Annotated in this window: 15 protein-coding genes and 2 pseudogenes; all 17 read left to right on the top strand. The window is 61.5% G+C overall.

Annotated elements, in window-relative coordinates; all coding sequences use genetic code 11:
- Positions 1-2: 2 nt before the first annotated feature.
- On the top strand, positions 3-1,166 hold the full coding sequence (locus tag I6L44_RS02215; protein WP_216953164.1) for a VWA domain-containing protein: 1,164 nt from the start codon (positions 3-5) through the stop codon (positions 1,164-1,166).
- Positions 1,167-1,220: 54 nt separating this feature from the next.
- Entirely contained in the window at positions 1,221-2,342 is a 1,122-nt protein-coding gene (locus I6L44_RS02210; RefSeq protein ID WP_216953163.1) for a beta-ketoacyl-ACP synthase III, read from the top strand.
- Between the two features lie 377 nt (positions 2,343-2,719).
- Positions 2,720-4,288, top strand: coding sequence for an ExeA family protein (locus I6L44_RS02205; RefSeq protein WP_216953162.1), 1,569 nt, complete (start codon positions 2,720-2,722; stop codon positions 4,286-4,288).
- Entirely contained in the window at positions 4,288-4,974 is a 687-nt protein-coding gene (gene exeB / locus I6L44_RS02200; protein ID WP_216953161.1) for a GspB family T2SS assembly factor variant ExeB, read from the top strand. The genes I6L44_RS02205 and exeB overlap by 1 nt, the downstream gene beginning before the upstream one ends.
- A 227-nt stretch (positions 4,975-5,201) precedes the next feature.
- Complete coding sequence (gene exeC, locus I6L44_RS02195; protein WP_302055993.1) at positions 5,202-6,035, top strand: GspC family type II secretion system variant ExeC; 834 nt, start codon at positions 5,202-5,204, stop codon at positions 6,033-6,035.
- Between the two features lie 21 nt (positions 6,036-6,056).
- On the top strand, positions 6,057-8,096 hold the full coding sequence (gene exeD / locus I6L44_RS02190; RefSeq protein ID WP_216953160.1) for a GspD family T2SS secretin variant ExeD: 2,040 nt from the start codon (positions 6,057-6,059) through the stop codon (positions 8,094-8,096).
- A complete protein-coding gene (gene exeE / locus I6L44_RS02185) occupies positions 8,096-9,601 on the top strand; it encodes a GspE family T2SS ATPase variant ExeE (protein ID WP_216953159.1) in 1,506 nt (501 codons plus the stop codon). The genes exeD and exeE overlap by 1 nt, the downstream gene beginning before the upstream one ends.
- 1 nt (position 9,602) lies before the next feature.
- A complete protein-coding gene (gene exeF, locus I6L44_RS02180; protein ID WP_005338296.1) occupies positions 9,603-10,823 on the top strand; it encodes a GspF family T2SS innner membrane protein variant ExeF in 1,221 nt (406 codons plus the stop codon).
- A gap of 97 nt (positions 10,824-10,920) precedes the next feature.
- Complete coding sequence (exeG, locus tag I6L44_RS02175) at positions 10,921-11,352, top strand: GspG family T2SS major pseudopilin variant ExeG (protein WP_005338297.1); 432 nt, start codon at positions 10,921-10,923, stop codon at positions 11,350-11,352.
- 47 nt (positions 11,353-11,399) lie between these two features.
- Positions 11,400-11,510: pseudogene (locus tag I6L44_RS02170) on the top strand (type II secretion system protein); the annotation flags it as partial.
- Between the two features lie 5 nt (positions 11,511-11,515).
- Complete coding sequence (gene exeH / locus I6L44_RS02165) at positions 11,516-12,076, top strand: GspH family T2SS minor pseudopilin variant ExeH (protein ID WP_216953158.1); 561 nt, start codon at positions 11,516-11,518, stop codon at positions 12,074-12,076.
- Positions 12,073-12,432: a GspI family T2SS minor pseudopilin variant ExeI gene (gene exeI / locus I6L44_RS02160; RefSeq protein ID WP_021229089.1), complete on the top strand. Its 360-nt coding sequence runs from the start codon at positions 12,073-12,075 to the stop codon at positions 12,430-12,432. The genes exeH and exeI overlap by 4 nt, the downstream gene beginning before the upstream one ends.
- Positions 12,429-13,076 (top strand): annotated as a pseudogene (gspJ, locus tag I6L44_RS02155) (type II secretion system minor pseudopilin GspJ); the annotation flags it as partial. The gene exeI and the pseudogene gspJ, both read left to right, overlap by 4 nt.
- Positions 13,077-13,188: 112 nt before the next feature.
- Positions 13,189-14,190, top strand: coding sequence for a type II secretion system minor pseudopilin GspK (gene exeK, locus I6L44_RS02150; RefSeq protein ID WP_216953156.1), 1,002 nt, complete (start codon positions 13,189-13,191; stop codon positions 14,188-14,190).
- Positions 14,191-14,312: 122 nt separating this feature from the next.
- Complete coding sequence (gene exeL / locus I6L44_RS02145) at positions 14,313-15,497, top strand: GspL family type II secretion system protein ExeL (RefSeq protein WP_216953155.1); 1,185 nt, start codon at positions 14,313-14,315, stop codon at positions 15,495-15,497.
- Positions 15,494-15,985, top strand: coding sequence for a GspM family type II secretion system protein ExeM (exeM, locus tag I6L44_RS02140; protein ID WP_216953154.1), 492 nt, complete (start codon positions 15,494-15,496; stop codon positions 15,983-15,985). Before exeL ends, exeM begins: the two co-directional genes overlap by 4 nt.
- Complete coding sequence (exeN, locus tag I6L44_RS02135) at positions 15,982-16,749, top strand: GspN family type II secretion system protein ExeN (protein ID WP_216953153.1); 768 nt, start codon at positions 15,982-15,984, stop codon at positions 16,747-16,749. The genes exeM and exeN overlap by 4 nt, the downstream gene beginning before the upstream one ends.
- Positions 16,750-17,279 lie beyond the last annotated feature (530 nt).

The following is a 17,279-nucleotide window of genomic DNA, read 5'->3' as shown; positions in this document are numbered from 1 at the left end:
CCATGCTGATCGACTTTTTTACCCACCTGCGCCGCCACAAGCTCCCCTGCAGCCTGCGTGAGCTGCTGGACTTGCACGCCGCGCTGGCAGCCCGGCTGGTCGCTGCCGATATGGACGAGTTCTACCAACTCTCCCGCTGCCTGCTGGTAAAAGACGAGGCCCACTACGATCGCTTCGATCGCGCCTTCGCCGAATACTACGAAGGGCTGGAAGCCATCCCCCTGCTGCCGGAGAGCCTGCCCGAGGAGTGGCTGCGCAAGGAGTTCGAACGGCTGTTGAGCCCAGAGGAGAAGGCGCTGCTCACATCCCTCGGCGGACTCGACAAGCTGCTGGAAACCCTTAACCAGCGATTACGCGAGCAGAAAGAGCGCCACGCCGGTGGCAACAAGTGGGTGGGAACCGGTGGCAGCAGCCCGTTTGGCCACGGCGGTTTTCACCCCGAGGGCATCCGCATGGGTGGAGAAGGGCAGCACGGCAAGGCGACCAAGGTGTGGGAGGCCCGCCACTATCGCAACTTCAGCGACGACTCGCCGCTAGGCCAGCGCGCCATCCAGCTGGCGCTGCGCAAGCTAAGACGCTGGGTGCGCAAAGGCAATCCCGACGAGCTGGATCTCGACGACACCATAAAAAGTTCTGCCCGCCAGGGCTGGCTCGATGTGAAGCTGCGGCCCGAGCGCCACAACGGGGTCAAACTGTTGGTCTTTTTCGATGTCGGAGGCTCCATGGATGCCCACGTGGCCGAGGTGCAGCGCCTCTTCTCCGCCCTGCGCCACGAGTTCAAGCATCTGGAGTACTTCTATTTTCACAACTGCCTCTACGACTTCGTCTGGAAGGATAACGCCCGCCGCTTTGAGGAGCGGTTCGATACCCTGCGGCTGCTGCGCACCTATGGCAGCGACTACCGGGTGATCCTGGTGGGGGATGCCACCATGGGCCCCTACGAGATCACCTGGCCGGGCGGCAGTGTCGAGCAGTGGAACGAGGAGTCGGGTCAGGTGTGGCTCACCCGCTTGCAGCAGCACTTTCCCAAACTGGTGTGGATCAATCCCACCCCGCGGCGGGAGTGGCTCTGGCATCCCTCCATCAAACTGATGAATGACGTGGTTGGCGGACGGATGCATCCGCTGACCCTGGCGGGTCTCGCTGCGGCGATCAACCAGCTCTAACCCTCTCTACCCTATAAACCGACAAGCCGGGAACGCACCCGGCGAGGAGCAAAGATGACCTCTATCGTGATCAGTGGCTCAGGCCTCTATACCCCACCCTTTGCCGTCAGCAATGAAGAGCTGGTGGCCGCCTTCAACCAGTATGTGGATCTCTACAACGAGGAGAACGCCTCCGCCATCGATGCCGGCCAGCTTCCCGCCAAGCAGCACTCCAGCTGCGAGTTCATCGAGAAGGCATCCGGCATCAAGAGCCGTTATCTGGTGAGCCGCGAGGGAGTACTCAATCCCGATATCATGCAACCGCTGCTGGCGGAGCGGCCCGATGAGATGCCCTCCATCATGGTGGAGATGGCGGTGGCCGCCGCCGAGCAGGCACTGATCGCCGCCGGTCGCGAGCCGGGAGAGATCGACTTGGTCATCGTCGCCGCCTCCAACATGCCGCGCCCCTACCCAGCGCTGGCCATCGAGCTGCAGCATTATCTGGGGGCGAGCGGCATGGCCTTTGACATGAACGTGGCCTGCTCGTCTGCCACCTTCGGCATCAAGACAGCCGCCGATATGCTGGCGGCAGGCACCGCCAAACTGGCGCTGGTAGTCAATCCGGAGATCTGCTCGGGACACCTCAATTTCCGGGACAGAGACAGTCACTTTATCTTCGGCGATGCCTGCACCGCGGTGCTGCTGGAGCGGGAGGCCGATTGCAAGGTGGCCAATCCGTGGCAACTGGTGGCCAGCAAGCTGGTGACCCAGTACTCCAACAACATCCGCAACAACTTCGGCTTTCTGAACCGGCTGAGCCCGCGCACCCGCTACGGCGACGACAAGCTGTTTCGCCAGCAGGGGCGCAAGGTGTTCAAGGAGGTGTTGCCGCTGGTGTGCGACCAGATAGCCAACCAGCTCGATGAGCAGGGCTGGCCTGCCGAGAGCCTGAACCGGCTCTGGCTCCATCAGGCCAACCTCACCATGAACCAGTTCATCGGTCGCAAGCTGCTGGGTCACGATGCCAGCCAGCAGGAGGCGCCGGTCATTCTTGATAGCTATGGTAATACCAGCTCGGCGGGTTCCATCATCGCGTTTCATCTGTACAATCGCGACCTTCCTGCGGGGGCCCGCGGCGTACTTTGCTCCTTTGGCGCTGGCTACTCCATCGGTAGCCTGCTGCTACAACGACAGTAACAGAGTGCGCGGGGAGAGTGGCCCGCGCCCTGTACTCTGATTGGGGTTTGGCGCTGTTTCGCCGCTAGCCCCGCTCTCGGTTCACCCTTACGAGAGGAGAAAACGGGCATAAATAGTGGCCAGACCATGACTATTGATCCGAAAACACCGTACTACTGTGACAACGCATACCGACAAGCCATTGATGAAAAACTTATTTTTCAGATTGGTTGCAATTTTTGAGTACCATGGTGCAACGGGGCGATATCTGGATCACAAGATGACAGGAAAAGGCTGCAATTTGTCATCCTTTGCCAATGATGGCTTCCAATGAATTCGAGGTTTGCTATCATCCGGAGACATTTCTTATCTGTCGCCGGCTACAAAAGAATCCCCTCATGTACACACAGTTCTTCGGCCTATCGGAACCGCCTTTCTCCATCTCGCCCAATCCCAAGTACCTCTATATGAGTGAGCGCCACGGCGAAGCCCTTGCTCACCTCAACTACGGATTGCAGGATGGTGGCGGCTTTGTGCTGCTGACCGGCGAAGTGGGCACCGGCAAAACCACCGTCTCCCGTTGCCTGCTGCAGCAGTTGCCAGCAGATACCGAGATCGCCTACATCCTCAACCCCTCCCTGACCGAACGGGATCTGCTGGCAGCCATCTGCGACGAGTTTCAACTCCCCTACCCCGCCGAGGCCGGGATCAAGCAACTGTTCGACCTGATCCGCGACCACCTGCTGGCCAACCTGACCGCAGGCAAGCGCAGCGTGGTACTGGTGGATGAGGCCCAACATCTGTTGCCCGGGGTGTTGGAGCAGTTGCGTCTGCTCACCAACCTGGAAACCGACGAGAAAAAACTGCTGCAAATCGTGCTGATCGGCCAACCCGAACTGCAACAGATGCTGCGCCAGCCCCTGTTGCGCCAACTGGCCCAGCGCATCACCGCCCGCTACCACCTGCTGCCCCTCTCCGCCACCGATGTGGATGCCTACGTCCGCTTCCGGCTGCAAGTAGCCGGTTGTGTGCAGCCCATTTTTACCCCCAGAGCGATCCAGACGCTGCATCGGCTCTCCGGCGGCATTCCGCGCCTGATCAACCTCATCTGCGATCGCGCCCTGCTCGCCGCCTTCGCCCGTGGCAGCTACAAGATTGTTCATGGCGACATCAGCCAGGCAGCGTTCGAGGTGAGCGGCGTCCGTGATGAGGGGAGCTGGCTTTCCGGTCTGATGGTGACACTGGCTGGCGCCTTGCTGGTAGCTGCAGGCTGGTGGGGTTGGCAATTTTTCGGCGTATTCCCCGAACGGCCTGTGGTCAAGGTCGAGGTGCCTGTCACCGTTGACGAGACCGCCGAACAACAGGAACAGTTGACCGAGGCGATCAATCAGGCCCTCGACCCCGAGAGCGCCATGCAGAATCTCTATCGGGTCTGGGGCTATGAACCGGAACCGTTCGATGCCACCTGTGACAACGCCCCTCGCGCCGGTCTGCGCTGCCAGGAGGGAGAGGCAAGCCTCGAGGAGCTGCGCGCCCTGCAGCATCCCGCCATGATCACGCTCACTGACCAGACTGGCGGCCTCTACTACGCGACTCTGGTCAATCTGGGGCCAAGCAAGGCCAGCCTGATGATCGGCAACCAAAGCTGGCAAGTGGATCGCCAGTGGCTCAGCGACAACTGGGGTGGCAGCTATACCCTGCTCTGGCGCATGCCGAAAGGGGGCGTCAGCCTGATCGCCAGCAATGCCGGACAGACCCAGATCCAGTGGCTCGACAACGCTCTGAGCCGAGCATTGCAACAACCCGAACGCAAGGTGCGCCGTTTCGATGGCGAGCTCAAGAACAAACTGCAGCAGTTCCAGCGGGATCAAGGACTCACCCCTGACGGCATCGCTGGCAGCAACACCCTGCTGCGGCTCAACGCACTCTCCGGCGAACCCATGCCAAGACTGGAGGAGACCTCCTGATGTCTACCCTGCTCAATGCCCTGCGCCGTGCCCAGCAGCCTTCGCAACAGAGCCATATTCCCGCCATGGGGTTGGCGATAGCCCGCGAGGAGGCGCAACCCGCGCGTCGCGTCGGCTGGTTGCTGGCGCCCCTTGCCCTGCTGCTGGGGGCGGGTGCCAACTATGGCTGGCATCGAATCCACCTGCGTCCCATCGAGGAGAGGGTGGAGGTAAAAGAGGTGATTGCCTCCCCCTTCGTGCGGGTTGAGCCCAAGGCGATGGTGACCCGTCCGCTGCCCCCGCCCCTGCCGGAACCTGTAGTGCAGCAGCCCAGGGTCGCAGCGGCTGCCAGCAATCCGGCAGCCAGTCGACCAACCTTGGCCGAACAATTGATGCGCGCCCTCAACGAAACACCGCTGCAACAGGAATCGGGTACAGTTTCCCAAAGCGTGCAGCCGACCCAGTTGATGTCGCTGAATGCCGCTCCGCTTTCGGTTCGCCAGCAAGTGCCCGCATTCAGCTATGGCTCCCATGTGTTCTCATCCAATCCGGCCAAGCGGGCCGTGGTACTCAATGGCCGGGAATACCGGGAGGGGAGCGAAATCGCCCCGGGAGTCGTGCTCGCTACCATCGACCAGCAATACATAGTGCTGCAGGTCGCCGGACAGAGCGTGACCCTCAAGGCGCTGCAGGATTGGCGAGGATGAGTACGCACCGTACCCTGATGTTCGCTGGCAAGCAGGATGCACCTCACCTGAGTGCCACTTTTGTGAGCATTCAAAGGTTTACGGTGTGATGAAATATCCATTTTTACGGTTTGGCACGCCCGGACCCGTTGTGTCACAGCACTCCGCCGTACACAATACGCAGCCGCCCCAGAGCCTGGAATTTGTTGATTAATATGACGCTACGATTCAGGGATGACATCTTGACCATGCTGCTGGCCCAGTGCCGGCGGCTTCCCATGACCAGAGTCACCCAGGTGGCCTTTCTGGCGCTGCTGATCATGCTGGCCCAGCAGAGCGCAGCCCTCACCTGGCGTCTGCTCACCCTGGCAAACCCGCAAACCAGCCAACCGTGGCAACCCTCCGCAGTGGCGGTCAGCGGCCAGAGCAACCCGCGCCTTGAACTGGGCGAGGTGAGCCGACTGGCGCTGTTTGGCAAGGCGATCCCCAAGGCACAGGCCAAAGCCGCCGTGGCCGCCAATGCGCCGCGTACCCAGCTCAATGCCCAGCTCAACGGGGTGCTGGCCAGTTCGGATCCCGCCAAATCCATCGCCATCATCGCCATGTCCGGCATCCAGAACTCCTACGGGATCGGTGACATGATTGACGGCACCCAGGCGCGGATCCGGCAGGTCTATCCGGATCGGGTGATCATCGAGCGGGATGGCCGCGACGAGACCCTGATGCTGGATGGCGAGGAGTATGGCAAGCCGCTGCCACAGACCAACGCCGCCCCCCTTGGCTCCCTGCGCAGCGAGCTGATGGCCGATCCGGGAAAGATCACAGATTACCTCAATATTTCACCGGTTCAGGTGGATGGCCGCATGACCGGCTATCGCCTCAACCCGGGCAGCAATCCTGAGTTTTTCAACCAGAGCGGGCTGCAGGCCAATGACCTGGCCATCAGCATCAACGGGCTGGATTTACGGGACAACATGCAAGCCATGCAGGCGATGCAGCAGATGGCTGGCGCAACGGAAATGACAGTGACCGTCGAGCGACAGGGCGAACAGTTCGACATCTTTGTGCGCTTGTCAGAATAATGATTTGGAGTCGTACCAATAATGACCACTAAAGGGAAAAGCTGGCGTCTGGCCACTATCGCAGCGGCACTGATGATGGCGGGCTCAGCCTGGGCCACCGAATACTCTGCCAGTTTCAAGAACACCGAGATTGAAGAGTTCATCAATACGGTGGGCAAGAACCTCAATAAAACCATCATCATAGAGCCCTCGGTGCGCGGCAAGATCAACGTGCGCAGCTACGACCTGCTCAATGAGGAGCAGTACTACCAGTTCTTCCTGAGCGTACTCGACGTCTACGGCTTTGCCGTGGTGCCGATGGACAACGGGGTGCTCAAGGTGCTGCGCTCGCGGGATGCCAAGACCTCCGCCATTCCGGTGGTGGATGGCAGCAACCCGGGCTCCGGCGACGAGATGGTGACTAGAGTAGTGCCGGTGCGCAACGTCTCGGTCCGTGAACTGGCGCCGTTGCTGCGCCAGCTCAACGACAACGCCGGTGGTGGCAACGTGGTGCACTACGAGCCCTCCAACGTGCTGCTGATCACTGGCCGCGCCGCCGTGGTCAACCGTCTGGTGGAGGTGGTGAACCGGGTCGACCGCGCCGGCGATCAGGATGTGGACATCATCAAGCTCAAGTTCGCCTCGGCGGGTGAAATGGTGCGGCTGGTGACCAATCTCAACAAGGATGGCAACCCCCAGGGTGGCACCGCTTCCCTGCTGCTCTCCCCCAAGGTAGTGGCCGACGAGCGCACCAACTCTGTGGTGGTGAGTGGTGAGCCGAAAGCGCGCGCCCGCATCATCCAGATGGTGCGCCAGCTCGACCGCGACCTGCAAAGCCAGGGCAACACCCGGGTCTTCTACCTCAAATATGGCAAGGCCAAAGACATGGTAGAGGTGCTCAAGGGGGTTAGCTCCAGCATCGAGGCCGACAAAAAGGGCGGCGGCGCAACCGCAGGTGGCGCCAGCATCGGCGGAGGCAAGCTGGCCATTTCAGCCGACGAGACCACCAATGCGCTGGTCATCACCGCACAGCCGGACGTGATGTCCGAACTGGAGCAGGTGGTGGCCAAGCTCGATATCCGCCGCGCCCAGGTGCTGGTGGAGGCGATCATCGTCGAGATGCAGGATGGCGACGGCCTCACCCTTGGCGTCCAGTGGGGCAATGCCAACGGCGGTGGCACCCAGTTCACCAACTCCGGTCTGCCCCTCGGCAGTGCCATTGCGGCGGGCAAGGATTACCAGAATGGCAAGACCGACACCGCTGCCGGTCTGCTGAAAGAGTTCAACGGTATGGCCGCCGGTTTCTATCACGGCGACTGGGCCATGCTGGCCACGGCGCTGGCCTCCAATACCAAGAACGATATTCTCTCCACCCCGAGTATCGTCACCATGGACAACAAGGAGGCCTCCTTCAACGTCGGTCAGGAGGTCCCGGTCCAGAGCGGTTCGCAAAGCTCCACCACCAGCGATCAGGTGTTCAACACCATCGAGCGCAAGACGGTGGGCACCAAGCTGGTGGTAACCCCGCAGATCAACGAGGGGGATTCGGTGCTGCTCAATATCGAGCAGGAGGTCTCCAGCGTCGCCCAGACCCAGGCGACCGGTACTGCCAACCTTGGCCCCACCTTCGATACCCGTACCGTCAAGAACGCGGTGTTGGTCAAAAGCGGCGAAACCGTGGTGCTGGGCGGTTTGATGAATGAGGAGACCAAGGAGCAGGTCTCCAAGGTGCCCTTGCTGGGCGATATCCCGGTGCTGGGCTATCTGTTCCGCTCCACCTCCAACACCACCTCCAAGCGCAACCTGATGGTCTTTATCCGGCCGACCATCTTGCGCGATGCGGACGTCTATACCGGTGTCTCCAGCAACAAGTACTCCCTGTTCCGCGCCGAACAGCTGGATGCGGCTGCCCAGGAGGGCTATCTCACCTCGCCCAAACGTCAGGTATTGCCTGCCTATGGCCAGGATGTGATGGTGTCGCCCGAGCTGCAAAAAGAGATCCAGAAGCAGATCAACGAGATGCGGAGCAGACAGCAAAGCACTGTCGAGACCACCACCCCGTTTGTGCAGAGTAAGCCCTGATGAGTGCCTACCATCTGGATGAAAGCGTCGGGCCTGCGCCACTGCCCGAGCTCCCTTTTGTCTTTGCCCGCAACTTCGGAGTGATCCTGATTGAGCGGGACGGCGCTCCCGTGCTGCAGTGCCGCCCTGGCGTCACCCCGCAAGCCCTGCTGGAAGTGCGGCGGGTCGCGGGTTGCAGCTTCGCGGTGGAGCAGCTCGACAACGAGGCCTTCGAAGAGCTGCTAATGGCTCACTACCAGCGCGACTCCTCCGAGGCGCGCCAGCTGATGGAAGATCTCGGCAACGAGATGGACTTCTTCGCCCTGGCTGAAGAGCTGCCGCAAAGCGAAGATCTGCTGGATGCCGATGATGACGCCCCCATCATTCGCCTCATCAACGCCATGTTGAGCGAGGCGATCAAGGAGGAGGCCTCCGATATCCATATCGAGACCTTCGAGCGGGCACTGGTGATCCGTTTTCGTATCGATGGGGTACTGCGGGAGATCTTGCGCCCCCATCGCAAGCTGGCATCACTCCTGGTCTCGCGGATCAAGGTGATGTCGCGGATGGATATCGCCGAGAAGCGGGTTCCGCAGGATGGCCGTATCTCGTTGCGTATCGGCGGTCGCGCCGTCGACGTGCGGGTCTCCACCATGCCGTCCAGCTACGGCGAGCGGGTGGTATTGCGTCTCTTGGACAAGAACAACGTGCGCCTCGAGCTCAAGCAGCTGGGGATGACCGCGGCCAACCGCACCATCATCAGCGAGCTTATTCGCAAGCCCCACGGCATTATTCTGGTCACCGGCCCGACCGGTTCCGGTAAATCCACCACCCTCTATGCGGCGCTGTCAGAAATCAACTCGCGGGATCGCAACATCCTGACGGTGGAAGACCCTATCGAATATGACCTCGAAGGGGTGGGCCAGACCCAGGTCAACAGCAAGGTGGACATGACCTTCGCCCGCGGCCTGCGCGCCATCCTGCGCCAAGACCCGGATGTGGTGATGGTGGGGGAAATCCGAGATCTGGAAACCGCTCAGATCGCGGTGCAAGCGTCGCTGACCGGTCACCTGGTGATGTCGACCCTGCACACCAACACCGCCATCGGCGCCATCACCCGGATGCGGGACATGGGGATCGAGCCCTTCCTGCTCTCCTCGTCGCTCTTGGCGGTGCTGGCCCAGCGGCTGGTGCGCACCCTCTGCCCCGATTGCCGTGCCCCGCGACCCATCACCGAGCAGGAGCGCCTCGCCATGGGCATCGAGCTGGCTCCCGATCAGCAGGTGTGGCGCCCGGTCGGCTGCGAGCTGTGCAACCACACCGGCTACCGTGGCCGGACCGGCATCCACGAGCTGGTGGTGATCGATGAAGCGGTGCGTGAAGCCATTCACAGCGCCAGCGGCGAGCTCGCCATCGAGCGGCTGATCCGCGGCCACACCCCCAGCATCCGTCGTGACGGCATCGACAAGGTCCTCAAGGGGCAGACCAGCCTCGAAGAGGTGCTGCGCGTGACCCGGGAAGATTAAGATGGCGGCATTCGAATACAAGGCCCTCGACAACAAGGGGCGCAGCAAGAGCGGCGTGATGGAGGGCGACTCGGCCCGTCAGGTACGCCAGTTGCTGCGCGAGCAGGGGCTCACTCCCCTCGAGGTGAACGAGACCACCGAGAAGGCGAAACGGGAAGCGACCCGCTTCGCCCTGTTTCGGCGCGGTGCCAGCACCGCCGAGCTGGCCCTGATCACTCGCCAGCTGGCGACCCTGGTCGGCGCCGGTCTCACCATCGAAGAGGCGCTCAAAGCGGTGGCCGAGCAGTGCGAAAAAGCCCACTTGCGCTCTCTAGTGGCGACCGTGCGCAGCAAGGTGGTGGAAGGTTATTCGCTGGCCGACTCGCTGGGGGCTTTTCCCCATGTGTTCGACCAGCTGTTTCGCTCCATGGTGGCGGCCGGTGAAAAATCGGGCCATCTGGAGAAGGTGCTCAACCGCCTCGCCGACTACACCGAGCAGCGCCAGCATATGCGCACCAAGCTGCTGCAGGCGATGATCTACCCCATCGTGCTCACCTGTGTCGCCATCGGGGTTATCTCGATCCTGCTTACCGCCGTGGTACCCAAGGTGGTGGCCCAGTTTGAACACATGGGTCAACAGCTACCAGGCACCACCCGTTTTCTCATCGGCACCAGCGAACTGATGCAGGCCTACGGCCTCTGGTTCCTGCTGCTGATCTTCCTTGGCAGCTTTGTCTGGCGCTGGTGGCTCACCGATGAAAAGCGTCGCCGACGCTGGCATCAGGTGCTGCTCGGCCTGCCGGTGATTGGCCGGGTCAGTCGCGGTCTCAACACCGCCCGCTTCGCTCGCACGTTAAGCATCCTCAACGCCAGTGCGGTGCCGCTGCTGGAGGGGATGAAGATCTCAGGCGAAGTGCTCTCCAACGACTTTGCCAGAATGCGCATTCTCGAGGCCGCCGAACGGGTGCGCGAGGGGACCAGTCTGCGCAAGTCGCTGACCGAGACCAAGATTTTCCCGCCTATGATGCTGCACATGATCGCCTCTGGCGAGCAGAGCGGCGAGCTCGACAGCATGCTGGAGCGGGCGGCAGACAACCAGGATCGGGAGTTTGAATCCCAGGTCAATATCGCCCTCGGGGTGTTCGAACCCATGCTGGTGGTCTCCATGGCCGGGGTAGTGCTGTTTATCGTGATGTCGATTCTGCAGCCGATCCTCGAGCTCAACAATATGGTGAATATGTAAGTTTCCGGTGTTCGGTGGCGCCGCTGGCGGCCCGTCGAACCCACCCAGTGATCACTCTCTGATGGGCCATCCCATCTCATTCGTTACGGAGCAACTCATGAACAAACGTCGTCAATCCGGTTTTACCCTGCTGGAAGTCATGGTGGTCATCGTGATCCTCGGCATTCTGGCCAGTCTGGTGGTGCCCAACCTGATGGGCAACAAGGAGAAAGCTGACCAGCAGAAAGCGGTCTCCGATATCGTGGCGCTGGAAAATGCCCTCGACATGTACAAGCTGGACAACAACCGCTACCCGACCACCGAACAGGGTCTGGACGCGCTGGTGACCAAGCCTTCTATCGATCCGGCGCCGCGCAGCTACCGCGATGGCGGCTACATCAAGCGCCTGCCGCAAGATCCCTGGGGCAACCCGTACCAGCTGCTGAGCCCGGGCCAGTTCGGCAAGATCGACATCTTCTCCATGGGTCTGGATGGTGAAGCCGGTACCGATGACGACATCGGCAACTGGAACCTGAAGGATTTCCAATAAGTGATGTGCCATCAGCGCCTTCACTACGCCTTGCTGGAGCAGCCTGAATGAAGGCTGCGCCATCTGCTCGTCGCCAAGCTGGCTTTACCCTGCTGGAGGTGTTGCTCGTTGCCATGTTGATGGGTCGGCTTGAGGCTACCGCTATGCAGTTGAGGCTGGCGCCATGAAACAGAGTCGCCAGGCCGGTTTTACTCTGCTGGAAGTGTTGCTGGTCGCCATGCTGATGGGGCTGGTGGCCACCGCTGTCACCCTCAGCATGGGAGGTGCCAGAGGGGATAGAGAGCTGGACAAGCAGGCGCGTCGCCTGATGGCGACGCTGCAGCTGGCGCAGGAGTATGCGGTGATGGATGGTCGGCTGGTGGGCATTCGCATCGAGGATAACTGCTGGCAGTTTATGCAGCGTCAGGCCAAGGATCGCAAGTGGCTGGCCCTGACTGGCGACAAGCAGCTGGGGCCGGTACAACTGGCCGAGAACATGACGCTGGCACTGGAGCTGGAAGGCTTTGGCTGGCAGCCGGACTCCGACGAGAAAACCGAACAGAAGCGCGACGAGAAGGAGCGCACGCCGCAGTTGCTTATTTTCCCGGGCGGCGAGCTGAGCCCGTTCGTGCTCACCTTCACCCAGCAGGATGACGATGCCCGCTACACCCGCATCGTCAAGGGGGACGAGTTCGGCCGCCTCGCCCTGCTCACCGGCGATGAAGATGAAGAGGTGAGCGAATGAAAGCCCGTGGCATGACCTTACTCGAAGTGATGGTGGCGCTGGCGGTCTTTGCCATAGCGGGTCTCGCGGTAATGAAAACTGCCAGCGAACACCTCTCGGCCCTCAACTATCTGGAGCAGAAGACACTCGCCACCTGGGTGGTGGAGAACCAGCTGGTGCAACAGAAGCTCGAGAACAAGTGGCCCGGCGACAGCTGGGTGGAAGGGGATGAGCAGATGGCGGGCAGCACCTGGTACTGGCGCTATCGCGGCGTTGCCACCGCCGACAACAACTTCCGAGCGCTCGATATGGAAGTGCGCACCGAGGCCAAGGCCGAGAACCCGGTCGCCATGATGCGGACCTATATCAGCCGATGACCCAGCTATCCGCCCGCACGCTTCGCCCCGTCCGCCATGCCGGTTTTACCCTGCTCGAAATGCTGGTGGCGATAGCCATCTTCGCCAGCCTCAGCATGGGCGCCTATCAGGTGCTGCAAGGGGTGCTCACCAGCGACGAGGTGGCCAAGCGCAAGGAGGCTCGCCTCAACGAACTGCAACTCGCCTTCACCCTGCTGGAGCGAGACATCACCCAGATGGTGCCGCGCAGCGGTCGCATCGAAGGGGAGAACAACAAGGTGCTGCTGGCGGCCTCCCGTTTCGGCCAGCAGAGCGATGACTGGGGCATGGCCTTTATGCGCAGCGGCTGGCTCAACCCGGACGGCATGCTGCCACGCTCCCATCTGCAGCGGGTCGGCTGGCGCCTCAAGGATCAGAAGCTGGAGCGCCTGAGCTATTTATATCCGGATCCGGTGATCGGCACCGAGCCGCGCATCCAGCCGGTGCTGACAGGGGTCACGGCGTTTCGCCTCTACTTCTTCGACAAGGGCAACTGGAAAGAGGAGTGGAGTCAACGCAGCGTGCTGCCACACGGGCTGGCAGTGGAGCTGGATCTGGAAGATTACGGCACCATTCGCCGCCAGTTCCTGATTGGTGCCGGTGGCCAGCGCGCTGAAGAGAACAGCCAGAGCAGCAACCCCGACCAAGGTGGCAACAACAACAACAACAACGGGAACAACGGCGGCAACGGCAATACCAATGGCGGTAATGGTGACAGCCAGAACGGAGGGGGCGCCAATGCGGGCTAATCTCGCCGCTCCCGGTCGCCAGCGCGGTATGGCGCTGCTGGTGGTGCTGCTGATCCTCTCAGTAATGGTGATCATCGCCAGCAATATGAGCGGCCGCCTGCAGCTTGAGCTGCGCCGCACCGCCAACATCACCACAGGCAAACAGGCGTGGTGGTATGCCCTCTCGGCGGAAGCGCTGGTGAGCAAGGTGCTGACGCAGGATTTCAAGGACAACCCCGAGGTGGTCAACCTCAGCCAGAACTGGGCCCGCAAGAACACTGTGTTTCCGGTGGACGATGGCCAGCTCAAGGGCGAGGTGACCGACCTGCAATCCTGCTTCAACCTCAACAGCCTGAGCGTGGCCGCCAAGGCGGGAAGCGGCGAGGAGCTGGCGCAGCAGCCCTATCCGGTGCAGGTGTTTCGCGAACTGCTCAAGCAGCTGGCGATGGATGATTACGAGGCGGCCCAGCTCACCGATGCCATCCGTGACTGGACTGACAAGGATACGGTGCTGGTCTCCAGCCTTGGCGCAGAGGACGCCTATTACGAGGGGCTCAAGCCACCCTACCTCACCGCCAACCAGTGGATGCTGGGCAAGGATGAGTTGCGGGCGGTGCGCGGGGTGACGGCCAGGGTCTATGCCAAACTGGCTCCCTATGTCTGCACCCTGCCCAACGACAAGTTGAAGATCAATATCAATACCCTTGCCCCCCAGCGCCCCGAGCTGCTGGTTGCCCTCTATCTGGGCACTATCGGGCTGGATGACGCCAAGCGAGTACTGAACGAGCGGCCACAGAAGGGGTGGAAAGAGAGCAAGCTGATGACAGACATGCTCGCTCCGGTCGATGCGGTGAAAGGGCTGAAAGAGGCGCTGGTGGTCAAGAGCGACTTCTTCGAAGCCCGAGTCGTGGCCGAGGTCGGCGACAACCGGGCCTGGCTCGAAACCCTGTTCCAGCGGGGCAAGGACAATAAACTGGTGATGCTGCGCCGCCTCAGTAGCGGCGCCGAATAAACAGCGCACCTGCAGGCCCTCGCCCGCGGGTACGAGAGATGTTGGATGCAGCCTGCGGGCTGCGCACCGGTTGCCAGGGCGCACAACGCCCTTTGCAAACCGGTATCGCAGGAGAGAGATGCGTGAGCGAAAGTCTGGTCATCCGACTGGGGACCAATAAACAACAACCCGTGGCCTGGCTGGTCTGGTCCGGTCAGGAGCAGGAGATCATCGCCTCCGGCACCCTGCCCTCGGCCGATGCCCTGGGCGAGCTGCAGGAGCGGGCCGGTGGCCGCCCCGTGGTCACGCTAGTGCCGGGCAGCGATCTGATCTTCCGGCGCGTCACCCTGCCGGGTCGCTACAACCGCCAGTCAGCGGCAGCCCTCCCCTACCTGCTGGAGGAGCAGATCGCCTCCGACGTGGACGCGCTCCATCTGGTGGTGCTGGCCCACGAAGGGCAACAGGTCGACCTGATGGCGGTGGATCGGCAGAAGATGGCCGAGTGGCTCGGCTGGCTCGATGCCGCTGGCCTCACGAGCCTGCAACTGCTGCCCGATGTGCTGGCGCTGCCACAGGCCGCTGATGGCTGGTCTGCGCTGCAACTCGGCAGCGAGTGGCTGGTACGTCAGGGCCCCTGTCTGGGGATCGTCGCCGACGAGCCGCTGCTGGCCATCTTGCTGGCGACTGAAGCGGAGCCGGTCACCATCCACAGCCACACACCGGTGCCCGCCATTGCCGCCGCCAACTGGCAGACGGCGGAGCCCGAACTCCCCATGCTGCTGCTGGCCAAAGGGGCCCTCACCTGCCGCGCCAACCTGCTGACCGGCCCCTATCGACCGCAGACCGAATATGCCCGCTACTGGTTGCAGTGGCGCAAGGTGGCCATCACCGCAGGCTTGTTGCTGCTGGTGGCCCTCGGCCAGCGCGGGGTGCAGCTCTATCAGCTCACCGAGCAGGACAAGGCGCTGAAAGCGGAGATCCGCGCCGTCTATACCCGTATCTTCCCGGGTGAGAGCCGCATCGTGAACGTGCGCAGCCAGATGACCCAGCATCTGCAACAGATGGGACAAGCCCCGCAAAACGGCGTACTGCTGATGCTCACCGAGCTGGCCCCCACCTTTGCCGAAGTACCCGGCCTCAAGCCGCAGGTGATGCGCTTTGATGCCAGTCGCCGCGAGCTGAGGCTGCAGGTGACCGCTCCCGGCTTTGCCGAGATCGAGCGGTTCCGCGAGCTGGCTGGCAAGCAATTCGAGGTACAGCAAGGCGAGGTGCGCAGCACCGAGGGCAAGGTAGAGGGCGCACTGGTGCTCAAGGGTAAATCATCATGATGGAAAAATTGCAGAGCTGGTGGCACGGCATCACAGCACGGGAACAGCGGCTGGTGGTCGTAGGCGGCGTTCTGCTGCTGGTTGGTCTCTTCTACTGGAGCGTCTGGCAGCCCATCGCCAACCGCATCGCGGAACGGGAGCGGCAGGTGCAGAACCAGCAGCAGACCCTCGCCTGGCTCAAGGAGAAGGGTGAAGAGGTGCTGGCCATGCAGGGGGGCTCGGGTCGCCAGATCGATACCAGCGGCACCCTGGAAGGGGTGGTCAACCGCACCGCCTTCAACCACAAGATCAAGATTGCCCGGCTGCAACCCCAGGCGCAGGAGCTGCAAGTGTGGATCGACACGGTCCAGTTCGATGACTTGCTGCTCTGGCTCTCCACGCTGGTGGAGCAGCACGGCATTCAGGTTCAAATCATCGAGATCGCCCGCGAGGATCTGGCCCCGGGTCTGGTCAAGGTCAGACGTTTGCAGTTGAGTCGTCCACAATGAAAAAACGCATCCTGATTGCCAGTCTGTTTCTGGCAGCCTATCTGGTCTTTCTGCTGGCCACCCTGCCTGCAGCGCTGGTGGCTCGCCATCTGCCGCTGCCTGCCAACATTGCCAACCTGCTGAAACTGGAAGGGGTGAGCGGCACCCTCTGGAGTGGCCAGATTGCCCGACTGCAATATGCCAGCGAATCGGTGAACCAGCTGCGCTGGGATCTCAACGGCTGGTCGCTGCTGCGCTTCGCCCCCGAAGTGGCCATACGTTTTGGCGATCGCAACGGGCTGAACGGTCAGGGCATTGTCGGCTGGAATGGCGCCGCCTTCGGCCGGGACCTGACCCTCAACGCCCCCGCCCCCTGGTTGCTGAGCCGGGTGCCGATGCGCCTGCCGATCCCGCTCACCGTCACCGGTCAGCTGCAGCTCAAAGTGGAGCAATTTGCCCAGGGCAACCCCTGGTGTGACAACCTCTACGGCAACCTCGACTGGTACAATGCCAGTGCCGATACCCCGGCGGGCAAGCTGGATCTGGCCGACCCCGAGCTGAAGCTCACTTGCCTCGACTCCAGACTGGTGGCCGAACTCAAGCAGGGCTCCGATGCGGTGCAGACCATGGGTCGCCTCGAGCTGCAACCCAATGGCCAATACCTGTTCCAGGGCACCCTGAAACCGGGCCCGGAACTGCCACCGCAGATGCAGCAAGGGCTCCCTTTCCTCGGCCAGCCCGACAGTCAGGGCCGCTTCCCCCTGCGCTATCAGGGGCGGATCTAACCCCTATCCCGCTGACCCCGGAGCCACTCCGGGGTCAGCTTGTTTATCCCTTTGTGCCTTCTCCTCTCACTGCACTGACCCCCTCAGCCCTTACTCATTTAACTCTGACGTACCGCCACGTCCCCTGTAAGAGTGTCTGATCCCCCCTCTCTTTCAACCCGCGCTGTGCAGCAACAACCAGCCTTACTCGTCAATCCACTTGCCGCAAATGGTCAATGAGCGCACACCTTGCTCAAAAAGCGGCAACTCGCCCTAGCCAAATTAAATATCAATAAGATTGCATCATTTGATAAATGTGAGCTGTCACCCGTTATTGATCTTTTTCAGCCACATTACAGCCACCCACAAAAGCATAAAAATAACTAGCTGAAAAATAACGATTAAAAAAGAAAATCATCCTCTTCACGCCCCATTCAATCTCATTTCCTTTGTGCAAACCCATCAGAAATGTGAGCAACGGCAAAACAACAGGTCAACCAGAGACTATTGATAAAAACATCGAAATACCAGATGGACCCCATAGACCGATA

Origin of the sequence: Aeromonas sp. FDAARGOS 1414 (genome assembly GCF_019047065.1) — a bacterium.
Lineage (GTDB): Bacteria > Pseudomonadota > Gammaproteobacteria > Enterobacterales > Aeromonadaceae > Aeromonas > Aeromonas veronii_A.
The sequence above is the reverse complement of the archived record's forward strand: the minus strand, read 5'-3'. Positions and strand labels throughout refer to the sequence as shown.